The following is a 21,456-nucleotide window of genomic DNA, read 5'->3' on the forward strand; positions in this document are numbered from 1 at the left end:
GCGGCCGCAATGCGCAGCGACCTCGACCTCTTTGCCGCAAACCGTGCATCGCTGCATCCCCTGGAGCGTCGCGCCCAGCAAGGAGGCGGCGGCTTGAGAGCCGTAACCTGCGGCGCTTTGCGTGCCGCGGCCGGAAGTTCCGGCGCTTTGGCAAGCAGCGCAGCCGCCCGCGCGTCCCTGCGCTCCTTCGCGAGCATCGCAACGCTCATTTGCTCGCGAAGCTCGCGTCCCACCTGCTCGATGTCATGCGAACTGGTGGACGCCGAGGGCTTGCGGATGAAGTCGAATGCGCCCAACTCCAGCGCCATGATGGTTTCCCGCATGCCTTGCTCGTTAATCCCCGAGAGCATGATGACCGGAAGCGGATGCTCCTTCATAATCGCTTTTAGTGCATCCAGACCGTTCATCTCCGGCATCTCGACATCCATGGTCACCAGATCCGGCTTCAGGCTGGCGATTTGCTCAATCGCTTCGCGGCCATTCTTAGCCGTGCCCTGCACGTGAAATACCGGGTCCTGTTCGATCAGATCGGATATGATTTTTCGCATAAACGCCGAATCGTCAACTACCAACACTCGATAAGGCATCGTTTGTTCCACTCCTGTTCCTTCATGCAGAATCATTTCGCTAGCTTTAACCACTTATGCATAAATCCCTTGATTCCTGACAAAGTATCCCTCGGCTTCATTTGCGGAACATTCATATAAGTCAAGGCCAGGCGCTCGATGTCGCGCGCGGCCGAGCAACCCGGAAATGCGATGGAGAAAGGAACCTGCTTCTTGACTGCCTGCATCACATGCGTATCGTCGCTTAAGTAGCCCAGCGTTGGTATATCCATATCGAGAAAACGATGCGCAACCAGCGAGATCTTGTCGGCGACCTGCCGGGCTTCATGTTCGCCCGTTACCCGATTGATTACGAGCCGGAACGAAACGTCCGCGTCCAGGCCGTGCACCACTTTGATCAACGCATAGGCATCCGTGATCGAGGTAGGCTCCGGCGTCGTGACGACCAGGCATTCGTCGGCGGCCGTAATGAATTTCAACGTTTCCTTGGATAGGCCCGCCCCCGTATCGAAAATGATATAGTCCATTTCTTCGGAGATCGATTCGATCTGCGACGTAAAATAGTTCAAATCCGCTTCCGACAGCGAAAACAAATCCGCCATTCCCGAGCCCCCCGCGATAAACGGCAAAGCATGCGTACCGAGCTCGATGATTTCCGAAATATTCTTTTCGCCCTTCAACAAATGGTATAAGCTATATTGGGGTCTTACCCCCATCAACACATCGATATTAGCCATGCCGATATCGGCGTCAAAGAGAAGCACTTTACGTCCCAGCGTCTTCAAGGCGAGAGCGAAATTCAACGTGAAGTTCGATTTGCCTACGCCGCCTTTGCCGCTGCTGACCGTTAAAATTCGAGCCGAGCCCTTGCGGGTTGACGGCTCCGGGGAGCCGATCCGGGACGATACCATCTGCCTTAATGCTTGTGCCTGATCATTCATAGGCCCCGCACTCCCAGCAGACTATCGATCAACAGCTTTGGGTCCGCCTGGAGCAGGTCGTCCGGCACATTTTGACCGTTAGTCAAGTAGGCGACTTTAAGCGGGTAATCATTCAAAAGATTATAAATCGGGCCGACGCTTTCCGTTTCATCCAGCTTTGTGAAGATGACTTTATCCAGATCGTATTTGCTGAAATGCTCGGTGATCCGCTTCATATCCTGCGTTTTCGAGGTCAAGCTGAGCACCAGGTACGTTTCGCTGACGTCGGAAGGCGTAAGCAAACTATGCAGTTCCGCGACGAACAACTCATTCAGGTAATTGCGCCCGGCGGTATCCATCAGGATCAAGTCGCATTGCTCCAGCCGCTGCATGGCGCGCTGTACATCTCCCGGGGACTGCACGACCTCGATCGGCACATTCAATATCGAGGCGTAGGTGCGCAATTGTTCGATGGCCGAAATTCGGTACGTATCGGCGGTGATGAACCCCACCTTTTTTCGCATCCGGAAAATCTGGTCGGCCGCCAGCTTGGCGATCGTTGTCGTCTTGCCGACTCCCGTGGGTCCGGCAATGTATACGATCCGCGTTCCTTTCCCGATCCCGGGGCCAATGCGATCCTGTAAAAAGGACCCGGCACACTCGCGAAACCTGCCGATCAATTCATCGCTGCTCATGCTTTTCCCCGAGCTTACCCAAGCTTCATAGATCTCGTCCAGCCAGGCTTCCGCCAATTCGGTTGACACTTCCTGGTTCGTCAGCTGCTGCTGGATCCCAAGTAGCTCCGGTGGAAGCTCGCGCCCATCCCCCTGCCTTTGGGCCAGCTTGCTGATCCAAAGCTTCATCTGCCGGATTTCTTCGAGTAAAATCTCCTCTTTGTCTTGCTTTGCAGTTCCGTCGGTTTCATGATCTTTTAAAGGATTCTGTAGCGCGGCGCGCTGTACAGCTTCCTCAAAACGCCCCGCCGCGGTGCTCGGTCCCGGGAGTTTCGTCTCCGGTTCGACCGAAAATACAGTCTTTGGGGGCTCCGTCACCGGTGCGATTGGCGTGATGATCGGCTCCTCCCTTTCCTGGAGACCGACTGCCGAAAGGGCGGCGGCGGTATTTGCGGCGGCCGGCGCCGGGGTGGTCGGCTTGGCCAATTGCGACGTTTTGCGGTAAGCCTCAGGAACGGCTCGCCGGGAAACCGGTGCCGGCGCCGGAGGGGGAGCCGGCTTTGCCGGCCTTGCTTTCGGCCCTGGCGTCTCATTGCCTTCCGTAGCCGCGATCACTTCGATCTTCTTCTTCTGAAACATCCCGAGGAAACCGCCGACTTTCAGTTCCTTCGTGCTAAGGATGACAGCGTCCACGCCGAGTTCGGTTCGAATCTTCGACATGGCGTCCGGCATGGCGTCGACGATATATCGTTTCACTCTCATAAATTCACCACCCCGACACTTTGAATTTCTACATTCGGTTCTAATTCACTATAGGACAATACCGGGATATCCTGCATGCTTCGTTCAATCACCTGGCGCAAATACATGCGAATCGTCGGAGAAGTCAACAAGATGGGCTGATGCCCGGTCTGCACGAGACGATTGATTTGCTCCGTCAGCTTTTGGAACACCGTCTGTGTAGAGGCAGGGTCCAGAGCCAAGTAGCTGCCTTGCTCCGACTGCTGCACGCTTTCGGCGATTTTCTTCTCCAATGTCGGACCGACGGTAATCACGCGCATCGTTTCGCCCGGTTGGGTGAACTGCTGCGTAATTTGCCGCGATAACGCTTGTCTGACGTATTCGGTCAGGACGTCGGGATCCTTGGTGTACGTTCCATAATCCGCCAGCGTCTCGAAAATCGTTACCATGTCGCGAATGGAAATTTTCTCCCGCAACAGTTTGGCCAGCACTTTCTGAACATCGCCAATGGAGAGCACCGACGGAATCAGCTCGTCGACAAGAACCGCGTAATTTTCCTTGAGGTTGTCAACCAGGGCTTTAGTCTCTTGACGGCCAAGCAATTCATGGGCATGCTTTTTGATCATTTCCGTGAGGTGCGTAGCGACTACGGATGGCGGATCCACCACGGTATAGCCGGACAATTCCGCCCGGTCCTTGGTCGCCTCGTCGATCCACAACGCAGGAAGTCCAAAGGCCGGTTCCCGGGTCTCGATACCCGTAATCGTATCGTCATCCATCCCGGGACTCATGGCCAAATAGTGATTAAGTAATAATTCACCGTTACCTACGACATTTCCTTTTATTTTGATGACATATTCATTCGGTTTTAGTTGAATATTGTCGCGAATCCGAATGACCGGAACGACCAGCCCCATTTCGAGCGCGCACTGGCGCCGGATCATGATGATGCGGTCCAGCAAATCCCCGCCCTGTCCGGTATCGGCCAGCGGGATAAGTCCATATCCGAATTCGAATTCGATCGGATCCACCTGGAGCAAATTGATGACGCTCTCGGGGCTGCGTACCTCCTCGATCTGCTGCTCCTCCTCCTGCTGCTCCTGTTCCACCTGCCTGCGGTCCATGTTTTTCTGCATCCTGCGGGCCGCAAAAATCATCAGTCCGGCAAAAGGGTACGTGGTCCAAGGACCGATCGGCGTAAACGTGCCGAGCAAGGCGATCGTTCCGGCCACGATGTAAAGCAGCTTCGGATAGGTGAACAGCTGGCCGGTGATGTCCTCGGCCAAATTGCCTTCCGAGGAGGCGCGGGTCACGATCAACCCGGCTGCCGTCGAAATCAGCAGCGCCGGAATCTGGCTGACCAACCCGTCCCCGATGGTCAGGAGTGAATACGTCGACATGGCTTCGGGGAATCCCATGCCATGAATCGTCATACCGATGATGAAACCGCCGATGAGGTTGATTAGGAGGATAATGATGCTGGCGATGGCATCCCCTTTGACGAATTTGCTCGCCCCGTCCATCGCGCCGTAGAAATCGGCTTCGCGTTCGATTTTGCTCCGGCGTTCCCGCGCCTGCTGTTCATTGATAAGACCGGCGTTAAGGTCGGCGTCGATACTCATTTGCTTACCGGGCATCGCGTCCAAGGTGAAGCGGGCGGCGACTTCAGCCACGCGCTCCGAGCCTTTCGTGATGACGATGAATTGAACCACCACAAGAATCAGGAAGACGACAAAACCGACAACGGGCTCCCCTTGGGAAACCCACGAGCCGAACGTGGCCACAACGTGGCCGGCTTTGGCCTGTCCCAGAATCAGCTTGGTAGTCGATACATTCAGCGCCAGACGGAATAATGTCGTAATCAGCAGCATCGCCGGAAAAATGGAGAACTGCAAGGCTTCCTTCGTATTCATGGCGACCAGCAAAATCATTAAGGCAAGCGAGATATTAATAATTAACAGAATGTCCAGCAGCAAAGTCGGGATCGGGACGATCATGAGCAGAACGATGCCGATAATACCAACAAGGACGAACAGATCTTTAAACTTTTTCATGGTTGTTCCCCTCCGATCCCTTTATCAATTGACCCTGCCTTTGATTCTATATACATAAGCCAGTACTTCGGCCACGGCCTGGAACAAATCGGCGGGGATCGTTTCCCCGACCTCGGTTCTCTGAAACAGTGCACGCGCCAACGGCTTGTTTTCCATCGTCATCACGCCATGCTCCTTAGCGATTTCCCTAATGCGGAGCGCTACATAATCCTGCCCTTTGGCAATGACCTGCGGAGCGTCCATTTGCGAACCGTCATACTTCAGAGCCACCGCAAAATGCGTCGGGTTCGTAATAATAACGTCGGCCTTCGGCACTTCCTGCATCATCCGCTGCAGCGCCATCCTCCGCTGCCGTTCGCGGATTTTACCTTTGATGATCGGATCGCCTTCCATTTTTTTATATTCGTCCTTAATGTCTTGCTTGGACATCTTGAGGCTTTTTTCATGCTCATACTTCTGATACATATAATCCAATGCGGCGAGTACGATCAAGGCAGCAGCAATCTTAATCCCCAGATTCAGCGTGAGTTTGGCGGTGAAATGAAACGTATCGTCTACCGGGAGATGGCCTAGTGAAGACAGGCTTCCGCGATAACCCCAAATCGTCGAGTACACGAGATAACCGATAACGATCAATTTAAATAGCGTTTTAAAAAACTCGACCAGGGACCGCACCGAAAAAATATTCTTGAACCCTTTAATCGGGTCCAGCTTGCTAAGTTTCATCTTTAGCGATTCGCCGGTGAATAGAAAGCCGATTTGCGCATAACTTGCCACGATAGCGACAACAACCACGACAAGAAATATCGGGGCGAGCAGCAGCAGAATCTGAACTCCATAATCGCCAAACATCGTCATGACATTTTCTTTGGTGACATTCATCGACAAGCGATGATAGAAAACATCCGCAAACAGCGCGATCAAGCGTTCCTTGATGTATCCCCCGAACGCCGTAAGGCATAAAAAGCCGGACAAGAGAATGAGTGCTCCGGATACATCCTGGCTTTTAGCCACTTGACCTTTTTTGCGGGCGTCTTGCCGTTTCTTCGGCGTGGCCTTTTCTGTCTTCTCGCCGGCAAACAGCTGCAGGTCAAGCGAATACCGAAACGCCATTAAGATCCCCCATCCTACTTCGGTCTTTGTCCGATCACGCTTAGCAGGTCATGCATTGCATTAAACAGCACTTCGAACAAAGATTGAAAAGCATATATGAAACTGGGCACCAATACCAACAGCACGAGCAACCCGACGATAATTTTCACCGGAATCCCAATCACGAAAATATTGAACTGGGGAGCCGTACGGGCTAGAAAGCCCAACGCCACGTCGGTAACGAAAAGTGCCACGACTAACGGAGCCGACATTTGGAACGCCAGCAGAAAAGCATTGCTGAAGGTTTGGACCAGAAACTCGGCCAAATCGCCGTTATATATCTTCTGGAACAAGTCGTTGGAAAGCGGAATCCAGTTATAGCTGCGAATAACCGCATCCAGCAAATAATGATGTCCGTTTATGCTCAGGAACATCAGCGTTGCGATGATGTACTTCAAATTGCCCAGCACGGGAGCCGAAGCTCCGGTCATCGGATCAATCACGTTTGCGATCCCGAAACCGACCTGCATGTCGATGAATGAACCGGCCATCTGTATGACAGCAAACAGCAGATTCGCGACATACCCCATCAGCAACCCGATCAACACCTCGCGGATGATGAACATGAAATATCCAAGATCGCTTGGTACGGCTTGATCGGACCCGATCGTCAGATAGATCATCAGCGCAATGATCCCCGAGAACCCGACCTTAAATGTCGTCGGGACCGTACGGGATGAAAAAATCGGCGAAACTACAAAAAATGCAGTCATTCGACAAAAAATAAGCATAAAGACGGATATGCCTTGCAATAAAATCTCCATCATCATTTCGCCTAACCGATATAACTAGCTAGGTTGTTTAGTATGCCGTAGGTAAAATCCACCAGCGTCGTCAGGATCCATGGACCGAACAGCAACAAAGCTACCAGTACGGCAACGATTTTGGGCACGAAGGCAAGCGTTTGCTCCTGGATTTGGGTTGTCGCCTGAAAAATACTCACCAGGAGACCTACCACAAGAGCGATCACCAGCATCGGCGCGCTGACCTTCAAAACGGTATAAACGGCTTGTCCGGCCAAACCGATGATGAATTCCGAACTCATAAACCGTCTTCTCCTCCCTGAAAATAACAGCACTATGTTACTAAGTGTTAAAGCTGACCAGCAGCGATTTCACGATCAAGTACCAACCGTCTACGAGCACAAACAGCAAGATCTTGAACGGCAGCGAGATCATGACCGGCGGAAGCATCATCATCCCCATCGCCATGAGCACGCTTGAAACGACGATATCGATAATCAAAAAAGGAATAAAGATCAAAAATCCCATTTGAAACGCCGTCTTCAGCTCGCTAATGGCAAATGCCGGCACCATAACGGACAACGGAATATCCTCATAGGTTTTTGGCTTTTCCATTTTGGTATAACCCATGAAGAGTTGCAGATCCTTGGTTCTCGTGTGGGAGTACATGAATTTCTTCATTGGTACGGCTGCTTTGTCCAACGCTTCCGATTGGGTAATCTCCCCCTTGATATAAGGCTGAAGCGCTACCTCATTTATCGTGGACAGCGTGGGACTCATTACAAACAACGTTAAGAACAAGGCTAAACCGATCAGTACCTGGTTAGGCGGCATCTGCTGCGTCCCCAAAGAGCTTCGGACGAAACCAAGTACGATCACAATGCGCGTAAAACTAGTCATTAATACCAAAATCGCCGGTGCGATGCTTAGTACCGTAATGAGCAAAATGATGGATAGTGAACTGGTGCTTGGCGCGCCTCCCGAATCTCCGATTTGAATGCCGATATTCGGAATCGGATCGACCGGTTCGGCGGAAGCTACGGAGACGGCTAACACGCTCCACAAAGCCAGCAACAGGCTGACGATTAACACTTTTTTCTTCATGAATCCCTCGACCGATCTGTAGATTGTTCTTCCGGATCCTGCAGCAATTCCTCCATTTGTCGTTTCCGGTTAGGCATTTTCCTCAGCTGCGATTGAAATACTTCGTGAAAAGCGGCGCCTTCGAGTTCCTCTTCTTCTTGAGGCGGTTCTTTCTTGAAGCGGGAGATCAAGCCGGACAAGGTAGATGCAAATCCGGCGAATTCAGCCCCCTCCTCCTCAAAAGCCTGCAGCAGTGAGGCCGCTTCAGCCGGGTCGGAGATTTTATCAACCAGGGAAATGTCTTCGCCAACGCCGACCAGATAAATGCTGCCTCCGATTTCGATCACCTGCAAGGATTTGTTCTGTCCCAGTCCAATGGCTCCCAAGGTACGGATCGACCGGTTCCGGGTAAGGTATCGGTTCCTTTTACCTAAAAACCGGACCAACAAGACGATTAATGCGATGATGAGGCCTAGTACGACGATAACGGTAAGCAAGTTTCCCCATAGGTTAATATCCCCGCTCGCGTACGGGGGAGTATCCGGCTGATTGTTCATGGACCAGGCCTACAGTCCCAGCGTCTTGTTGATGGCTTCGATAACCCGGTCGGATTGGAAAGGCTTCACGATGAAATCTTTAGCGCCAGCTTGAATCGCATCGATAACCATTGCCTGTTGGCCCATGGCGGAACACATGATCACTTTGGCATTGGAGTCCAGCTTTTTGATTTCTTTCAGGGCGGCAATGCCGTCCATCTCCGGCATCGTAATATCCATCGTAATCAGGTCCGGATGGAGCTCTTTATATTTTTCGATCGCTTGCGCACCATCCTGTGCTTCCCCTACGACTTCAAATCCGTTTTTCGTCAAAATGTCGCGGATCATCATTCTCATAAATGCTGCATCGTCTACGATTAGAATTCGGTTTGCCATTGGTTTAAAATCCTCCCTAAACTTCTACTGTTATTGTAATTTTTGAATGCGGTCCCATTGGCTGACGATATCAGTAACGCGAACGCCAAAATTCTCGTCGATGACGACAACCTCGCCTTTGGCGATCAGCTTGTTGTTTACCAGAATATCCACGGGCTCACCGGCCAACTTGTCCAGTTCGATGATGGAGCCTTGGGATAATTCCAGGATATCCTTGATCTGCTTTTGGGTCCTTCCTAATTCTACGGTGACCTTAAGGGGTATGTCCATCAGTAAGTTTAAATTATTTTCGTCAACATGACTGAAAGACGGGTTCCCTAAATTTGCAAACTGTACAGGCTGTACATTCAAATTGCGTCCCGGAACCGCACCATAATGATGAGGCTCGGCGTAAGGCTGACCTTGCGGCGGATACCCATAGGCTGCCGGCTGTCCGTATCCCGCCGGAGGCTGCATGGGTTGCTGCTGCATCGGCTGGGAAGGTGCCGGAGGTTGCTGATACATCGGCGCCTGCGGTTCGGGCTCTGCTATTGGCGGTGCAGGAGGCGCTGCGGCTGCGGCCGTCTCCATGGACGTAGTTTCCGACGCCGCCCCGCTGATCAGGCTATCGACCATCTCTTTGGCAAACTTGACCGTAAGCAACTGCATGATCGTAGAATCAATCAGGTCTCCAATCGTTAAGCGGAAAGAAATTTTAATGAGCGGATCCGCCGACGGGAGACTGCCTAGTCCATGCCCTTCGGACATATTCAAAATATCGATGCCCGGAGGCGAAATATTGACAAACCGGTTAAAAATCGTCGACATCGAGGTTGCCGACGAGCCCATCATCTGGTTCATCGCTTCCTGGACGGCGCTGATATGGATTTCATTCAGTTCCTCTTCAATCGGATTTCCTTCCCCGCCCAGCATTAGATCGGCGATAACCTGAGCGTCCCTCGTCTTAATGACCAGAGAATTCATGCCTTCGAACCCGTCCACGTATTGCACGTGAATGGCGACGTGCGGCTTCGGAAATTCAGCCTCGAACTGGGCTCGCGTGATGACGGATACCTTCGGCGTGGTAATATCCACCTTTTTGTTCAACAAAGTCGAAAGGGCCGTCGCCGCGCTTCCGAACGTAATATTTCCGATTTCTCCGAGCGCATCTTGCTCCAGTGGCGTAAGCACGTCGTCGATCGTCGGCTCCGAGGCGGTTTCCTGATTGGCCTGCTTCAGCAGAGCGTCGATCTCCTCTTGGGACAAATAGTCTTTACTCGTCAAGTTCCTCAACTCCTTCGCTGACAATTTCATCAATTTGCACGGCAACCCGTTCTTTCAACGTTCCCGGACTACCGATATATTTCAGCCTGTCGCCGATTCGGATCTGCAATCCTTCCTCCACAGGCTTGTTTAGGGAGATCACATCGCCAACGGTTAACCCCAAAAATTCGCGAACCGTAATCTGCGACTCGCCCAACTCCGCGACGATCGGCAGCTTAGCCTTGTTCACGCGGTTCCGAAGCGCATCGACCTCTTCCGGAATCCGCGATTTTTTCTGGGACACGAACCAATGGTGAACTGAAAGCTTCGGCATGATAGGTTCGATGACGACATGGGGGATACACAAGTTTATCATCCCGGTGGTATCTCCTATTTTTGTACTCAGCGAAATGAGCGCAATCGTCTCGTTGGGAGAAACGATTTGCATGAACTGCGGGTTCGTCTCCAGCCCCTCCATCCGCGGATTGATGTCCACGATGGTTTTCCACGCTTCCTGCAAGCTTTCAAAAGCTCGGCTGAAGATGCGTTCCATAATGATCGTCTCGATTTCCGTTAACGATCCGATTTTGGACGGCGCCGTTCCGAGGCCACCCAGCAGCCTGTCCAGCATGGCAAACGCGACGTTGGGATGTACCTCCAGCACCATTCTTCCTTCGAGCGGCTCCGCCTCAAAAATGTTAAGGATCGTCATTTTCGGAATGGAGCGAATAAATTCGTCATAAGGAAGCTGCTCTACCTGAACTACGTTGATTTGCACGAATGTACGCAATTGTGCCGAAAAATAGGTGGTGAGATAACGGGCAAAGTTCTCGTGAATCCGGGTCAAGCTCCGGATATGATCTTTGGAAAATCTGACGGCTCTTTTAAAGTCGTAAGCGCGGATTTTCTTCTGCGTTTCTTCCTTTTTTAATTCCTCGGCGTCCATTTCGCCGGATGACAGCGCGGCAAGCAGCGCGTCGATCTCGTTCTGCGACAACACATCAACCAAACATCTCACCCCCTTAGAAAAATCCGAATTCGTTCGATATTCTTTTTAGATCGTCGTCATAATGAAGTTGGTAATATCGATTTGAATCAATTTCCCTTCCGGCAGCGATTTATTAATCAGGTTGAGCAGTTTAGAGCTTAAGTTGTCTTTGCCCAAAGCACCCGTTAATTCCTCCGGCTTGGTGTCAGCCAACGTCTTGATAATAATCGGCTTTATTTTGAAATCCTTAATTTTGTCGAACTCTTCTTTGGACACCTCATTATCCAGCTGGAAAGCAAAGTTCATCACGACCACATAGTCCGGCTCGGATAAATTCGTTTTGATGTCGTCGATCGTTGAAGTCACTTTGACGATTTCATCCGCAGACAGATGTTCGGGCTCAGCCACGCTGTTGACTGCGGCATTCACTTCAGTGCCGGGTGCAGGTTTATTCATTTGGTTCACCAGCAGGAAGGCGGCGAGTACGATTAATGTGATGGCCAATAGAATCGTAATCAGCCAAGGCAGCATTTTTTTCATGACCATTCCTCCGTTTGTTGCACTTTAATAGTTGCTGCGTGGATGCCGACTTCACGATAATATTCCTTGATCATCGCAATTACCTCGGCCGCCTTCTCCAGCACGATAATACGTTTGCCCGTGATGAGGGTGACGTATGTATCCGGTGTTTCTTCCACTGTTTCGATCATGATGGCGTTCAGCCACATTTGCGAACCGTTCAAGCGTGTTACAGAAATCATGGATTTCCCTCCTAAGCAAACGCGGATCCGGCCAAGCAGCAGGGGGAAGAGCATTACATCCCCCCTCCCCGGCTACTTACTAGCTTAGCGTTTCAGGTTAACGACTTCCTGGAGTACTTCATCGGAAGTGGTAATGATCCGCGAATTGGCCTGGAACCCGCGCTGCGCCACGATCATCTCGGTAAACTCGCCGGTCAGATCGACGTTGGACATTTCCAGTTGGCCGGAGACGAGCGCGCCGGTGCCTACCTCGGCATTATTAGGGTTCGTGTAGACAGGCTCGTCCACGATGGCGTTTGCGCTCACCCGATACAGATTTCCGCCGATTTTCTCCAGGCCTTCAGGGTTTGTCACTTTCGTGACGCCGATTTGACCGGCATCCCCGTTCGTCCCGTCGTTCAGCTTGGTTAAGATCGTCCCGTCCGCAGAGATCGAAAATGCGGTCACCGTCGTAAAGTCGATCGGTGCCAACACCTCGCCGCCGCTATCACAAACAAGCAAACCATCAGAAGTGACCAATTGGCCGGCGGCATCCATATGGAAATCCCCCGCCCGGGTCAGGAAAGGCACCTCTTGTTCCCCTGACAGCTTGACAAGGAAAAATCCGTCCCCGTCGATCCGCAAATCAAGCGGATTGTTGGTTGTCATTGCGCTCCCGCCGGTATGTAGAGTATCGATGGAACCAATGGAAACCCCCAAACCGATTTGCTTGGCGTTAATCCCGCCGGATTCGCCATCCGCCGGAGCGGTTACCCCGGATACCGTTTGGCTCATGATATCTTTGAACATGACGCGTCCAGCTTTAAAGCCTACGGTGTTTACGTTCGCGATATTATTGCCGATGACGTCAAGCTTAGTTTGAAATCCGCGCATCCCGGATACGCCCGAATACATTGATCTTAGCATGTGCTCTTATTCCTCCCAGTGATAAAATAACTTGCTTGAAGCCGCTTCAGTCGGTCGGCGGCTAGGTTGGCTCCCGCAACCGGTCCAGCCAATTAAGAAATAATGACGGCACTATCGATCTGCGTAAACACATTGTCTTTCATGCTGCTGCCGTCCATCGCCGTAACGACAGTTCGATTATGGACGTTAACGATGAGGGCCATGTCTTTCAATAGAATCAGGGAGTCCTTCGCCCCTTTTGCTGCAGCGCTGTCAATCGCCGATTCGATTTGGTGAAGCTGGTCCGGCCTAAGCTCGATGCCGCGTTGCTCCAATCGTTTAACCGCATGGTTGCTAAAATGCAATAGCCGATCCTGCAGCAATTCCTTGAAGCTGGTACCCTGCGCTATGCCGGCCTGCACATTTTTGTTCTGCGTGAGCGTATTCGGCCCCAATCTCCCGGGGTATAACTGTCCTACTTTGACCGGTCCATTCATGACGGATCCGCTCCCTGTTCCGGTACTTCTTCAGCCGGATCGCCAACCTGCTCAATATCGGAAATCTCGACTTCTTTATCCCCGATCTTGACATAGTGAACGCCGCTGCGAACGAGGATAGAATCGACGACTCCGCTTTCTCTCACATTGATAACCTCTGCTTTTCCGGTAGCCACGTCGTAATTTCCGGTCTTGGTTTCTGTGATCCAAGTGACGAGCTTACCGATCAGCCCCGATTCATTTCCAAGGGATTGGCTCATGGCCTTCAGTTGTTCCGAGATATTTACCAACTGCTCTACTGAAGTGAACTGCGCCATCTGGGCGACAAATTGCGTATTGTCCATCGGGGACAAAGGATCCTGATTCTGCATCTGCGTCATCATTAGCTTGAGGAAATCGTCTTTGCCAAGTTCATTGCTCTTTGTGCTAGCCTTTTGTACATTGGACTGCGAATAATTAGGCCACATTAAGCCCGGTGTATACGTATCAGCCATGGGATTACCTCCTTTCTACTAGCTTAAGCTCTGGCGATGAAGGAGCTGCCGTAACCTTGTTCCTTGGCTCTGACTTCCGCGATCCACTCATTCCATTCATCATTCATGTCGTGGATGGCTAAAGCCTCTTCCTCCGCCAACTGTCGGCGTTTTTCACTTGGCTGCTGCCCTGTGCCGCCGCCGGACTGCCGACCGTCATGGTACATATGGGACGACAAAGCGCTGTTTTGCGACACCTCCAACTTACTCACTTGAAGTCCTTGCGATTGGAGAGCCGATCTTAATTGCGCCATCTGTTGTTCCAACGATTCCTTGGCGAAGGCATGCTCCGTCATAAATTGTGCCGTTAGCTGCCCGTTTTGCATCGTAATTCTCACGTCCACCTGGCCCAAATGCTCGGGATAGAGCGAAATTCTCGCTTCCGATACGCCTTGGAGTTTGACGATTTCCAGCTTGTTAACCAGGAAACCGCTCATTTCTTTACCGAAATTATCAACGGGCACAGGTTTTGCCGCGTGTTTCACCGGCATAACACCGTTATCCCGGATGACAAGCTGACCTGCGGTAACGATACTGCCTGCTTGCAAGGGTTCTTCGTGTTCCGTCGGTTCAGTGGTCACACGGTCAGGAGCATTTGCATCATCGACCGCTTGATGAACGGCGTTTACGGTAAATTGGGTTTGCGAAGTATCCGTCTTCGGATTGGTGTTCTGAACGGATGGAAGATTCCCATTCTTCAGCATTTCACCGTTTTGTCCCGAATTGCCCTGCTGATTCGTCCCTGCGCCTTGGTCAGAAACAATCGTTCGTGGCTGCGTGCTCGCATGCTCCACAAATTTAGGGTTTGCCGGCTTTGACTCGTTTGGATCCGGAAGCGTGTCCAGCAGACCTTGTAGCGAATCCAGCATAGCCCCTACCGACGTCTGGGTACTTCCGACAACGTTGACATCCGATTTCGAAGCCGCCAACAGCTGAACCAAAGCATCCTGTACGGCAAAGCGCATCGTTTCGGGGTGCTGAGCCAGAGCAGGTAGTGCACTCGTCTCCGACGTGATCGTCATATCTCCGACCATGGCCGTCGGAACCTGCGGTATAAGCGTTTGGATATTCTGCAGCCATCCCTGCAGGGCGACCATCAGCGAAGGGTCTTCCTGAAGCGCTTCATCCAGCTTAGGCAGCTGTTGCAGCAGCCCTTCGATGGCTTCTGTCAGCGTGCCTTTCGATCCTTCTGTCTGAGCAGCATCCACGTTTCCAAGCAACCCGCCCAAGGTCAGTAGCTGTGCTGAAGCCTGTCCTTCCTGAGGTTGGGTATTCCCTAGCAGCATAGAAAGCAGCTTCTGGTCAAAGGATTGCGCCGGAGCCTGCCCCGTATCCGCTTTACCTGCCGAACCATACCATAATACGTTAGCTGGTTTGCCGGCATTTAATTGGCTTACCGTCGTTTGACTCATCTCTTATATCACCTCCTTTCAAGCAAGAATCATCTTGAAGAACCTCCTACTTGTTCAAAAGCTGATTAAGGATCTTGACCGAAGTTTTCTCATCCGTTTCCGCCATAGCTGCCAATATTTTGGACCGGGTTGCATTATCCACCGCTTTCATGATTCCCAGCCCTTTCTCCGGGTTGATTTTGTAGGTTTGCAGCACCAGCTTGGCGGCGTCCTCCGCCGACATCGCCGCGAACGTCTGACTCAATTCGGCGTCGCTAAGTCCCGATCCGGACGCGGCGGTCTCGGCTTCCGCCTCCGCTTCCTTCTTCAATCTTGACTGCAGTGCGGCGATCGCCAAATCGTCCGCCGTGTTAACATCCTTTAACAAAATGGAAATATCCGCCGCTTTTTGCGGATCCATTTTCTCGAGGATAGCCACCTTGCTCTCATTATTCATGACGCTGAGCATTTGCAGCGTTTCCTGCGTCGTCAGTTTATCGAAAATCGCCGCCGCTTTGCTTGGACTCATTTGAGCATATAGCTGGGCCAGCTTCTTGACTTCCTTCTGATAAGCTTCCGCTTCGGCCTCCGACGCTTGTTCGCTCTTCTTCTGCTGCGCGGCTGTGAGCTCCTCCTGCAGCGCTTTAGCTTTATCCTGCTGCTCTGCAGCTTGTTTAGTTGCAGCCTGCAATTCGGCCTCTTGCTGCGCCAACTGAGCTTTAAGCTCCTTGAGCGTGGCCTCGGTGCTTTCCTGTTGCTTTTTCTCTTCTTCCGCCGCCTGCTCCTTTAGTCCGTCCTCCGGAACCTCCGGATCAGGGACGAAATTTCTCACGATGGGTATCGCATCGGCCCATTCGACCAACATGTTGCGGAAATTGATATTAAACAAAGTCAGGAGCACGCCCAGCAATACGACCGTAAACAAAATCGGGGTCATAAAAAACAGAAAACGCGAAAAGCCGCCGCCCGATTCCTCCAGTTCTTCATCCAACTCCGTGTTAGCCAACCCTATCCCTCCTTCGAAAAGCCCATATCCATACCCGCACTGATTACCGGGCTCTCATGGCAAACCGGACAGTGGCCATCTCATCCAGCTCGTTTTGTTCCCGAAGAAGCATTTCGTGCTGAAATTTGTCCTTGGCTTTTTCTTTCGCTTTTAGCCAAACTTTCTCGTCCAGCATTTTGCCGTTTAAGATCGTCTTCTTCTGCTCCACATTGAGTTCAGCCCGCCGGATATCGCCACGCTTCCGCGCAATTGCTTGTTCTATGAAGTCCATGTAGCGTTGAAGTTCCTGCAGCTTGGCCATAGGCGCTTTGTTTTCCATTTCGGCTTGAATCACCGAAGCGGTTCGCGTTTGGTCCTCCAGCAATTGTTCCAGAGAACGCTGTTCCGATTGAAGCTGGCCTACGGCTGCGGATAACATCCATTCTGCTTGCGTCTTTTCGTTTGCTTTTAAATCTACAACCTTCTGATAGACGTAACGGAACTTCATCCTTTAAGGGTCATCTCCTTGTAAATTCGGAAATTAAACGTTGCTGCACTTCGGCAAGCGTTACTTTTTCGTTCACTTTTTGTTTCGTGAAAGCCCAGATGTCCTGGATATATCCGATCGCTTCATCGATGTCGGCATTGGACCCCTGCTGATAGGCTCCGATATTGATCAGATCTTCGGAATCCTTGTACACCGCCATCAGCCTTTTCAAATTTTCGGCTGCTTCGTTTTGCTCGTCCGTCACGATATCCTTCATGACCCGGCTGATACTGGCCAAAATATCGATCGCCGGAAAATGCCCTTTGTTTGCGATATTCCGATTCAGTACGATATGACCGTCCAGGATCCCCCTCACCGCATCCGCGATGGGCTCGTTCATGTCGTCGCCGTCCACGAGCACGGTATAAAAAGCGGTAATTGACCCGGTCGGCCCGGTGCCAGCCCTTTCCATAAGCTTCGGCAGCGCAGCGAATACGGAGGGAGTATACCCACGCATCGCGGGCGGCTCTCCAACGGCCAGGCCTACTTCACGGAGCGCCATTGCGTAACGAGTCACCGAGTCCATCATCAGCATGACATTTAAACCGCGATCGCGAAAATATTCGGCAATGGTCGTAGCGATCAGAGCGCCTTTCATCCGGATCAAGGCCGGCTGATCGGAAGTTGCCACGATGACGACGGATCTTTCCAGCCCTTCGGGTCCGAGGTCCCGCTCGATGAAATCCAGCACCTCGCGGCCGCGTTCTCCGACTAGCGCGATCACATTGACATCCGCCGATGTGTTGCGGGCGATCATGCCCATCAAAGTACTTTTCCCGACCCCGGATCCGGCAAAAATCCCCACCCGTTGGCCTTTGCCGATCGTCAGCAGGCCATCGATAGCTCGTACGCCGATGCTGATGGGTTCGGCGACCCGGGGACGGTTCAACGGATTCATCGGTTTGTTGTAAGTCGAATACACTCCCATTCGCGACGGGAGCAACGACCCGTCCAGCGGCTGTCCCAGACCGTCCAGCACCTTTCCCAGCAGTTCGGAGCCGACCTGCACGCCCAGCGGTTTCCCGGTACCCACGACATCGCATCCGGGACCGATCGATTGCAGTTCGCCGAGCGGCATCAGCAGCACCTTGTTGTCGCGGAATCCAACGACCTCGGCTTGCAGCGGCTGTGAAGCTTTGCTTGGATAGATATAACAAAGATCGCCGATACTGGCGTCGGGGCCTTCGGACTCGACCATCAGTCCGATGACTTGCGTAACCTTCCCGTTAATCCGTACGGGATCAAGCTGTCTGAGATGATCGATATATCGTTCAGCGTTCATGCTCGTCATTCGCTTGTCCCCGCTCCTCCGTCTGCAGTGATATGCGTATTAATTCCTTTTTGATTTCCGTCAACTGCGTATCGATTCTGGCGTCCACGCTTCCGAAGGAGGAACGAATCACGCAGCCTCGATCCTTCACGGTCGGATCGGGCAAAATCTGCAGCTCGGCCTGCGTATCGATGGCCAGACTTAATTCCTCTCTTGCCGCCTGAACAAAAGCAAAATGGCCAGGGGAAACGCATAACGTAATAATTCCTTGTTCCCGTTTGCGGGCCAAGCTTTTCTTGATCAGTTCCAACGCGTACTCCGGCTCGAGTTCCAACTGCTTATCGATGATTTTCTCCGCGATCGCGCAGCTTAACTCGACCACAAACGGCTCTGCTTCCTGAATGATGCGCTCCTTTTCGATATATGCCTGCTCAAGCACCGCGCCGGCTTCATTCATCATTTCGTCGATTTTCAGACGCATCGTTTCCTCGGCTTGAATCTTGCCTTCTTCATAACCCTGGTGAAAGCCTTCGGCTTTAAGGGCTTCGATCATTTGATCATCCTGCTCACGGCGCTCTTGCCACCAGGCTTCTATCTGCTCCCTGGCCTCCGCCAGCATCCGCTCAGCCTGTTCCGAAGCTTCCCGGACCTGCCGTTCGGCGAATTCCTTGGCATCGCTGAGCATTTGGCGCCTCGTTTGTTCAGCTGCGATATCTTCGCGGGAAGGCACCTGCTCGATGATCTCTTCGGGTTGTTCAGCCGACTGCTCATCAAACGGTACCTGAGGCTTGGCCAAGTTCAATTGCTTCAAAATCTCTACCGGAACGTACTGCGACACCTTGATCAAATTAGACAATGATGTCATCTCCTCCGCCGCGGGCGATGATGATCTCACCTGCTTCTTCCAGTCTGCGGATCGTTGCTACGATGCGGGTTTGAGCTTCTTCCACATCACGCAGCCGCACCGGCCCCATATATTCCATTTCTTCCTTGAACGTCTCGGACATCCGTTTTGACATATTGCGGAAAACGGCCTCCCGGACTTCTTCGCTGGCCACCTTGAGAGCAAGCTGCAGGTCGGCATTTTCGATATCGCGAATAATCCGTTGAATGGAACGGTTGTCGATATTGACGATGTCCTCGAATACAAACATGCGTTTCTTGATTTCTTCGGCCAGCTCGGGATCCTGAATCTCCAGAGAATCGAGAATCGTCCTTTCGGTACCGCGGTCGACCCCGTTCAGAATCTGCACGATGGACTCGATACCGCCCGCGCTGGTATAATCTTGCGTCACGGTTGCGGAAAGCTTCTGTTCCAGCACGCGCTCCACTTGCGAGATCACCTCGGGCGAGGTGCTATCCATGACCGCGATCCGTCTGGCGACCTCCGCTTGCTTCTCTTGAGGCAAAGAAGAAAGGATCGCCGCGGCTTGCTCGAATTGCAGGTAAGACAAAACCAATGCAATCGTCTGGGCGTTTTCGTTTTGAATAAAGTTAAGGATTTGGTTCGGGTCGGCTTTACGAGCAAAATCAAACGGCCGAACCTGCAGGGTCGCCGTCAAACGGTTGATGATATCGACCGCTCTCGATTGGCCAAGCGCCTTCTCCAAGATTTCTTTGGCGTAATTAATCCCGCCTTGAGTGATGTACTCCTGAGCCAGACAGATTTGATGAAATTCGGCTATGATCATGTCTTTTTCGACGCTGTCAACCTTGCGTACATTGGCGATTTCTAGGGTCAACTGCTCAATTTCGTCATCCCGCAAGTGCTTGAAAATTTGGGCCGACACCTCTGGACCGAGCGTTATCAATAATATGGCTGCCTTCTGTTTCCCGCTTAAAATCGGGACCGATGTTTTTGACAATGCGTTCCCCCCTATTCGTCAGCCAGCCAAGTGCGGAGCAAGTTAACGAATTCGTCCGGCTTCTTCTTGGCCAGCGTCTCCAGTTGTTTACGCACTTGATTTTCATTCGTGACCGTATCCAAATTAATGGACGGGAACTCCGGAGCAAGAGGCAAAGCGATTTCCTCTTCGTCTTGTTCCGCTTGCTTGCGGCTGCGGCGGAACAAGACGATGCCGAGGCCTGCCAAAGCCAGCAGAGCTGCGGCTCCAACGCCCCATACCCACGGGCTGGACAAGCTTAAACCGGTTGCCGTTTTTTCGTCGGAATGAAAAGGTTGGGACAAGACTGAAACTTTTCTCTGCAAATCTTCGTCTGTATAAGCAGTACCGGAATCTGCCAGATAGGACCCGACGATATTCGTCAAAATATTTTCGATCGCGGAGCGTGTGTTTTCATCTAACGCTTCCTGTCCTGCGGGTGGTTCAACGGCTACGTTAATGGTTAAATCTTTAATGACGTAAGGACTGGCTACGATATCTTTCGTGATGCGATTCACTTCGTAGTTGATCGTCGACGATGTTTCTTCCGACGAAGATCCCCCGCTTGATTCTGCCGAAGGATAATTTACGACATCTTCTTCGCCGGTCCCCGGAACTCCGCTATCCGGGCTCGCAGCTCCCGTGTAGCTCTTCTGAACTTTCTGGGCGCTGATTTCAATCCCTTTCATATTTTCGGTATCGACCGGAGTAACCAGATTGTCCTTTTGGCTCACTTGGTCAAAATTGAGTTTGGAGGCCACCAACACCTCGATTTTATCCGGTCCGGTCAACTTCGAAAGGAATTGCTTTACGCTTTGGCGAACATCGCTTTCGAATTTCTTCTGCAGGGCCATATTCTCTTGAACGGCCGACGTCAGTGAACCCGAATTTCCGCCTTGACCTGTCGGCAGAAGCACCGTGTCGTCGCTGGATGATAAGGAGATGTTCTCTACCGGCAAATTGGGAACCGAAGTTTTCACGAGATTGAAATACCCGTCAACGGCTTCCTGATTCGGCCGATATCCCGGTTTGAACGAAATGACGATCGAGGCCGTCGCTTTTTCCTGTTCCTCCGGACTGGCAAAAACGTTTTCCGCAGGAAGATTAATCAGCACCTTGGCATCGCTTACTCCTTGCATACGTTTTAGCAGTTGCTCAACCTCTCCGTTTAACGCGCTTTTATATTTCACGTTAAACTCATTATCGGTCATGCCGATCAAGGACGAGCTTTCGCTGAACGCTTCCCAGCCGATCGAGCCGTTTTGCACGATCCCTTGCGAGCCGACATCGACTTTGACGCGGGCCGCCTCTTTGCTGGGCACTGAAATCGTTGTTCCATCCGGTCCAAGCTTATACGGAATGCTTCCGGATTCCAAATAGTTAATGATACCGGCTGCATCGGTGGAATCCAGGCCCGTGAACGCTACCTCGTACTCCGTTTTGGAGAATTGAATGGTGAGCAAGATCATGGCAAGCAGGATAAACGCGATCGTCGAAATCAATAATGTCTTTTGTTTTTTGCTGAATTGATTCCAATACCCGGACAATCGGTCCCGGTACTGCGTGATTCTCTCATTCACAATGTCACCTCATCCGAAGCATGTTCAGC

General features: G+C 51.9%; 24 protein-coding genes. All 24 read right to left on the bottom strand.

Annotated features, from left to right (window positions below):
* Positions 1 to 587: response regulator (locus tag ACQ4N8_RS22400; RefSeq protein WP_430706567.1), on the bottom strand; the 587-nt coding region annotated here is incomplete at its 3' end.
* A gap of 32 nt (positions 588 to 619) precedes the next feature.
* Positions 620 to 1,507 carry a MinD/ParA family protein gene (locus tag ACQ4N8_RS22405; protein WP_430706568.1) on the bottom strand — a complete coding sequence of 296 codons (888 nt, stop codon included), beginning with the start codon at positions 1,505 to 1,507 and terminating at the stop codon, positions 620 to 622.
* Positions 1,504 to 2,922: a flagellar biosynthesis protein FlhF gene (gene flhF, locus ACQ4N8_RS22410; protein WP_430706569.1), complete on the bottom strand. Its 1,419-nt coding sequence runs from the start codon at positions 2,920 to 2,922 to the stop codon at positions 1,504 to 1,506. The genes ACQ4N8_RS22405 and flhF overlap by 4 nt, the downstream gene beginning before the upstream one ends.
* Positions 2,919 to 4,955, bottom strand: a complete 2,037-nt coding sequence (gene flhA / locus ACQ4N8_RS22415) for a flagellar biosynthesis protein FlhA (RefSeq protein WP_430706570.1) — start codon at positions 4,953 to 4,955, stop codon at positions 2,919 to 2,921. Before flhA ends, flhF begins: the two co-directional genes overlap by 4 nt.
* A gap of 24 nt (positions 4,956 to 4,979) precedes the next feature.
* Positions 4,980 to 6,068, bottom strand: a complete 1,089-nt coding sequence (gene flhB, locus ACQ4N8_RS22420) for a flagellar biosynthesis protein FlhB (protein ID WP_430706571.1) — start codon at positions 6,066 to 6,068, stop codon at positions 4,980 to 4,982.
* A gap of 14 nt (positions 6,069 to 6,082) precedes the next feature.
* The gene (gene fliR / locus ACQ4N8_RS22425) at positions 6,083 to 6,871 is read right to left on the bottom strand and encodes a flagellar biosynthetic protein FliR (protein ID WP_430706572.1); all 789 of its coding nucleotides are present in this window, start codon (positions 6,869 to 6,871) and stop codon (positions 6,083 to 6,085) included.
* A gap of 11 nt (positions 6,872 to 6,882) precedes the next feature.
* A complete protein-coding gene (fliQ, locus tag ACQ4N8_RS22430; RefSeq protein WP_430706573.1) occupies positions 6,883 to 7,152 on the bottom strand; it encodes a flagellar biosynthesis protein FliQ in 270 nt (89 codons plus the stop codon).
* A 40-nt stretch (positions 7,153 to 7,192) separates the two neighbouring features.
* Complete coding sequence (gene fliP, locus ACQ4N8_RS22435) at positions 7,193 to 7,954, bottom strand: flagellar type III secretion system pore protein FliP (RefSeq protein ID WP_430706574.1); 762 nt, start codon at positions 7,952 to 7,954, stop codon at positions 7,193 to 7,195.
* Positions 7,951 to 8,490, bottom strand: a complete 540-nt coding sequence (locus tag ACQ4N8_RS22440) for a FliO/MopB family protein (protein WP_430706575.1) — start codon at positions 8,488 to 8,490, stop codon at positions 7,951 to 7,953. Before ACQ4N8_RS22440 ends, fliP begins: the two co-directional genes overlap by 4 nt.
* A gap of 9 nt (positions 8,491 to 8,499) precedes the next feature.
* A complete protein-coding gene (locus ACQ4N8_RS22445; RefSeq protein ID WP_128633174.1) occupies positions 8,500 to 8,865 on the bottom strand; it encodes a response regulator in 366 nt (121 codons plus the stop codon).
* A 30-nt stretch (positions 8,866 to 8,895) separates the two neighbouring features.
* The gene (gene fliY, locus ACQ4N8_RS22450) at positions 8,896 to 10,128 is read right to left on the bottom strand and encodes a flagellar motor switch phosphatase FliY (protein ID WP_430706576.1); all 1,233 of its coding nucleotides are present in this window, start codon (positions 10,126 to 10,128) and stop codon (positions 8,896 to 8,898) included.
* Positions 10,118 to 11,116: a flagellar motor switch protein FliM gene (gene fliM / locus ACQ4N8_RS22455; protein ID WP_430706577.1), complete on the bottom strand. Its 999-nt coding sequence runs from the start codon at positions 11,114 to 11,116 to the stop codon at positions 10,118 to 10,120. Before fliM ends, fliY begins: the two co-directional genes overlap by 11 nt.
* A gap of 45 nt (positions 11,117 to 11,161) precedes the next feature.
* Positions 11,162 to 11,635 (bottom strand): flagellar basal body-associated FliL family protein, encoded by a 474-nt coding sequence (locus ACQ4N8_RS22460; protein WP_430706578.1) that lies wholly within the window; start codon positions 11,633 to 11,635, stop codon positions 11,162 to 11,164.
* Positions 11,632 to 11,856, bottom strand: coding sequence for a flagellar FlbD family protein (locus ACQ4N8_RS22465; protein ID WP_430706579.1), 225 nt, complete (start codon positions 11,854 to 11,856; stop codon positions 11,632 to 11,634). The genes ACQ4N8_RS22460 and ACQ4N8_RS22465 overlap by 4 nt, the downstream gene beginning before the upstream one ends.
* Before the next feature lie 84 nt (positions 11,857 to 11,940).
* Positions 11,941 to 12,762, bottom strand: a complete 822-nt coding sequence (flgG, locus tag ACQ4N8_RS22470; RefSeq protein ID WP_430706580.1) for a flagellar basal body rod protein FlgG — start codon at positions 12,760 to 12,762, stop codon at positions 11,941 to 11,943.
* A gap of 92 nt (positions 12,763 to 12,854) precedes the next feature.
* Entirely contained in the window at positions 12,855 to 13,238 is a 384-nt protein-coding gene (locus ACQ4N8_RS22475; protein WP_430706581.1) for a TIGR02530 family flagellar biosynthesis protein, read from the bottom strand.
* The gene (locus ACQ4N8_RS22480; RefSeq protein ID WP_430706582.1) at positions 13,235 to 13,732 is read right to left on the bottom strand and encodes a flagellar hook capping FlgD N-terminal domain-containing protein; all 498 of its coding nucleotides are present in this window, start codon (positions 13,730 to 13,732) and stop codon (positions 13,235 to 13,237) included. Before ACQ4N8_RS22480 ends, ACQ4N8_RS22475 begins: the two co-directional genes overlap by 4 nt.
* Before the next feature lie 23 nt (positions 13,733 to 13,755).
* Positions 13,756 to 15,183 (bottom strand): flagellar hook-length control protein FliK, encoded by a 1,428-nt coding sequence (locus ACQ4N8_RS22485; RefSeq protein ID WP_430706583.1) that lies wholly within the window; start codon positions 15,181 to 15,183, stop codon positions 13,756 to 13,758.
* A gap of 46 nt (positions 15,184 to 15,229) precedes the next feature.
* Positions 15,230 to 16,168 carry a MotE family protein gene (locus ACQ4N8_RS22490; protein ID WP_430706584.1) on the bottom strand — a complete coding sequence of 313 codons (939 nt, stop codon included), beginning with the start codon at positions 16,166 to 16,168 and terminating at the stop codon, positions 15,230 to 15,232.
* 43 nt (positions 16,169 to 16,211) lie between these two features.
* A complete protein-coding gene (fliJ, locus tag ACQ4N8_RS22495; protein WP_430706585.1) occupies positions 16,212 to 16,655 on the bottom strand; it encodes a flagellar export protein FliJ in 444 nt (147 codons plus the stop codon).
* 10 nt (positions 16,656 to 16,665) lie between these two features.
* The gene (gene fliI, locus ACQ4N8_RS22500; protein ID WP_430706586.1) at positions 16,666 to 17,985 is read right to left on the bottom strand and encodes a flagellar protein export ATPase FliI; all 1,320 of its coding nucleotides are present in this window, start codon (positions 17,983 to 17,985) and stop codon (positions 16,666 to 16,668) included.
* Positions 17,966 to 18,820 carry a FliH/SctL family protein gene (locus ACQ4N8_RS22505; protein ID WP_430706587.1) on the bottom strand — a complete coding sequence of 285 codons (855 nt, stop codon included), beginning with the start codon at positions 18,818 to 18,820 and terminating at the stop codon, positions 17,966 to 17,968. The genes fliI and ACQ4N8_RS22505 overlap by 20 nt, the downstream gene beginning before the upstream one ends.
* On the bottom strand, positions 18,813 to 19,829 hold the full coding sequence (gene fliG, locus ACQ4N8_RS22510) for a flagellar motor switch protein FliG (protein ID WP_430706588.1): 1,017 nt from the start codon (positions 19,827 to 19,829) through the stop codon (positions 18,813 to 18,815). Before fliG ends, ACQ4N8_RS22505 begins: the two co-directional genes overlap by 8 nt.
* An 11-nt stretch (positions 19,830 to 19,840) precedes the next feature.
* Positions 19,841 to 21,427 (bottom strand): flagellar basal-body MS-ring/collar protein FliF, encoded by a 1,587-nt coding sequence (gene fliF / locus ACQ4N8_RS22515; RefSeq protein ID WP_430706589.1) that lies wholly within the window; start codon positions 21,425 to 21,427, stop codon positions 19,841 to 19,843.
* Positions 21,428 to 21,456: the final 29 nt, after the last annotated feature.

Origin of the sequence: Paenibacillus macerans, from assembly GCF_050565405.1 — a bacterium.
Taxonomy (GTDB): domain Bacteria; phylum Bacillota; class Bacilli; order Paenibacillales; family Paenibacillaceae; genus Fontibacillus; species Fontibacillus macerans_B.

Coding starts and splice junctions, on each gene's coding strand:
- ACQ4N8_RS22460 (WP_430706578.1), bottom strand. CDS start 11,635: ATGAAAAAAATGCTGCCTTGGCTGATTACGATTCTATTGGCCATCACA.
- ACQ4N8_RS22475 (WP_430706581.1), bottom strand. CDS start 13,238: ATGAATGGACCGGTCAAAGTAGGACAGTTATACCCCGGGAGATTGGGG.
- flhA (WP_430706570.1), bottom strand. CDS start 4,955: ATGAAAAAGTTTAAAGATCTGTTCGTCCTTGTTGGTATTATCGGCATC.
- fliP (WP_430706574.1), bottom strand. CDS start 7,954: ATGAAGAAAAAAGTGTTAATCGTCAGCCTGTTGCTGGCTTTGTGGAGC.
- fliI (WP_430706586.1), bottom strand. CDS start 17,985: ATGACGAGCATGAACGCTGAACGATATATCGATCATCTCAGACAGCTT.
- fliQ (WP_430706573.1), bottom strand. CDS start 7,152: ATGAGTTCGGAATTCATCATCGGTTTGGCCGGACAAGCCGTTTATACC.
- flgG (WP_430706580.1), bottom strand. CDS start 12,762: ATGCTAAGATCAATGTATTCGGGCGTATCCGGGATGCGCGGATTTCAA.
- flhF (WP_430706569.1), bottom strand. CDS start 2,922: ATGAGAGTGAAACGATATATCGTCGACGCCATGCCGGACGCCATGTCG.
- ACQ4N8_RS22465 (WP_430706579.1), bottom strand. CDS start 11,856: ATGATTTCTGTAACACGCTTGAACGGTTCGCAAATGTGGCTGAACGCC.
- flhB (WP_430706571.1), bottom strand. CDS start 6,068: ATGGCGTTTCGGTATTCGCTTGACCTGCAGCTGTTTGCCGGCGAGAAG.
- ACQ4N8_RS22485 (WP_430706583.1), bottom strand. CDS start 15,183: ATGAGTCAAACGACGGTAAGCCAATTAAATGCCGGCAAACCAGCTAAC.
- ACQ4N8_RS22405 (WP_430706568.1), bottom strand. CDS start 1,507: ATGAATGATCAGGCACAAGCATTAAGGCAGATGGTATCGTCCCGGATC.
- fliJ (WP_430706585.1), bottom strand. CDS start 16,655: ATGAAGTTCCGTTACGTCTATCAGAAGGTTGTAGATTTAAAAGCAAAC.
- fliR (WP_430706572.1), bottom strand. CDS start 6,871: ATGGAGATTTTATTGCAAGGCATATCCGTCTTTATGCTTATTTTTTGT.
- ACQ4N8_RS22440 (WP_430706575.1), bottom strand. CDS start 8,490: ATGAACAATCAGCCGGATACTCCCCCGTACGCGAGCGGGGATATTAAC.
- ACQ4N8_RS22480 (WP_430706582.1), bottom strand. CDS start 13,732: ATGGCTGATACGTATACACCGGGCTTAATGTGGCCTAATTATTCGCAG.
- ACQ4N8_RS22445 (WP_128633174.1), bottom strand. CDS start 8,865: ATGGCAAACCGAATTCTAATCGTAGACGATGCAGCATTTATGAGAATG.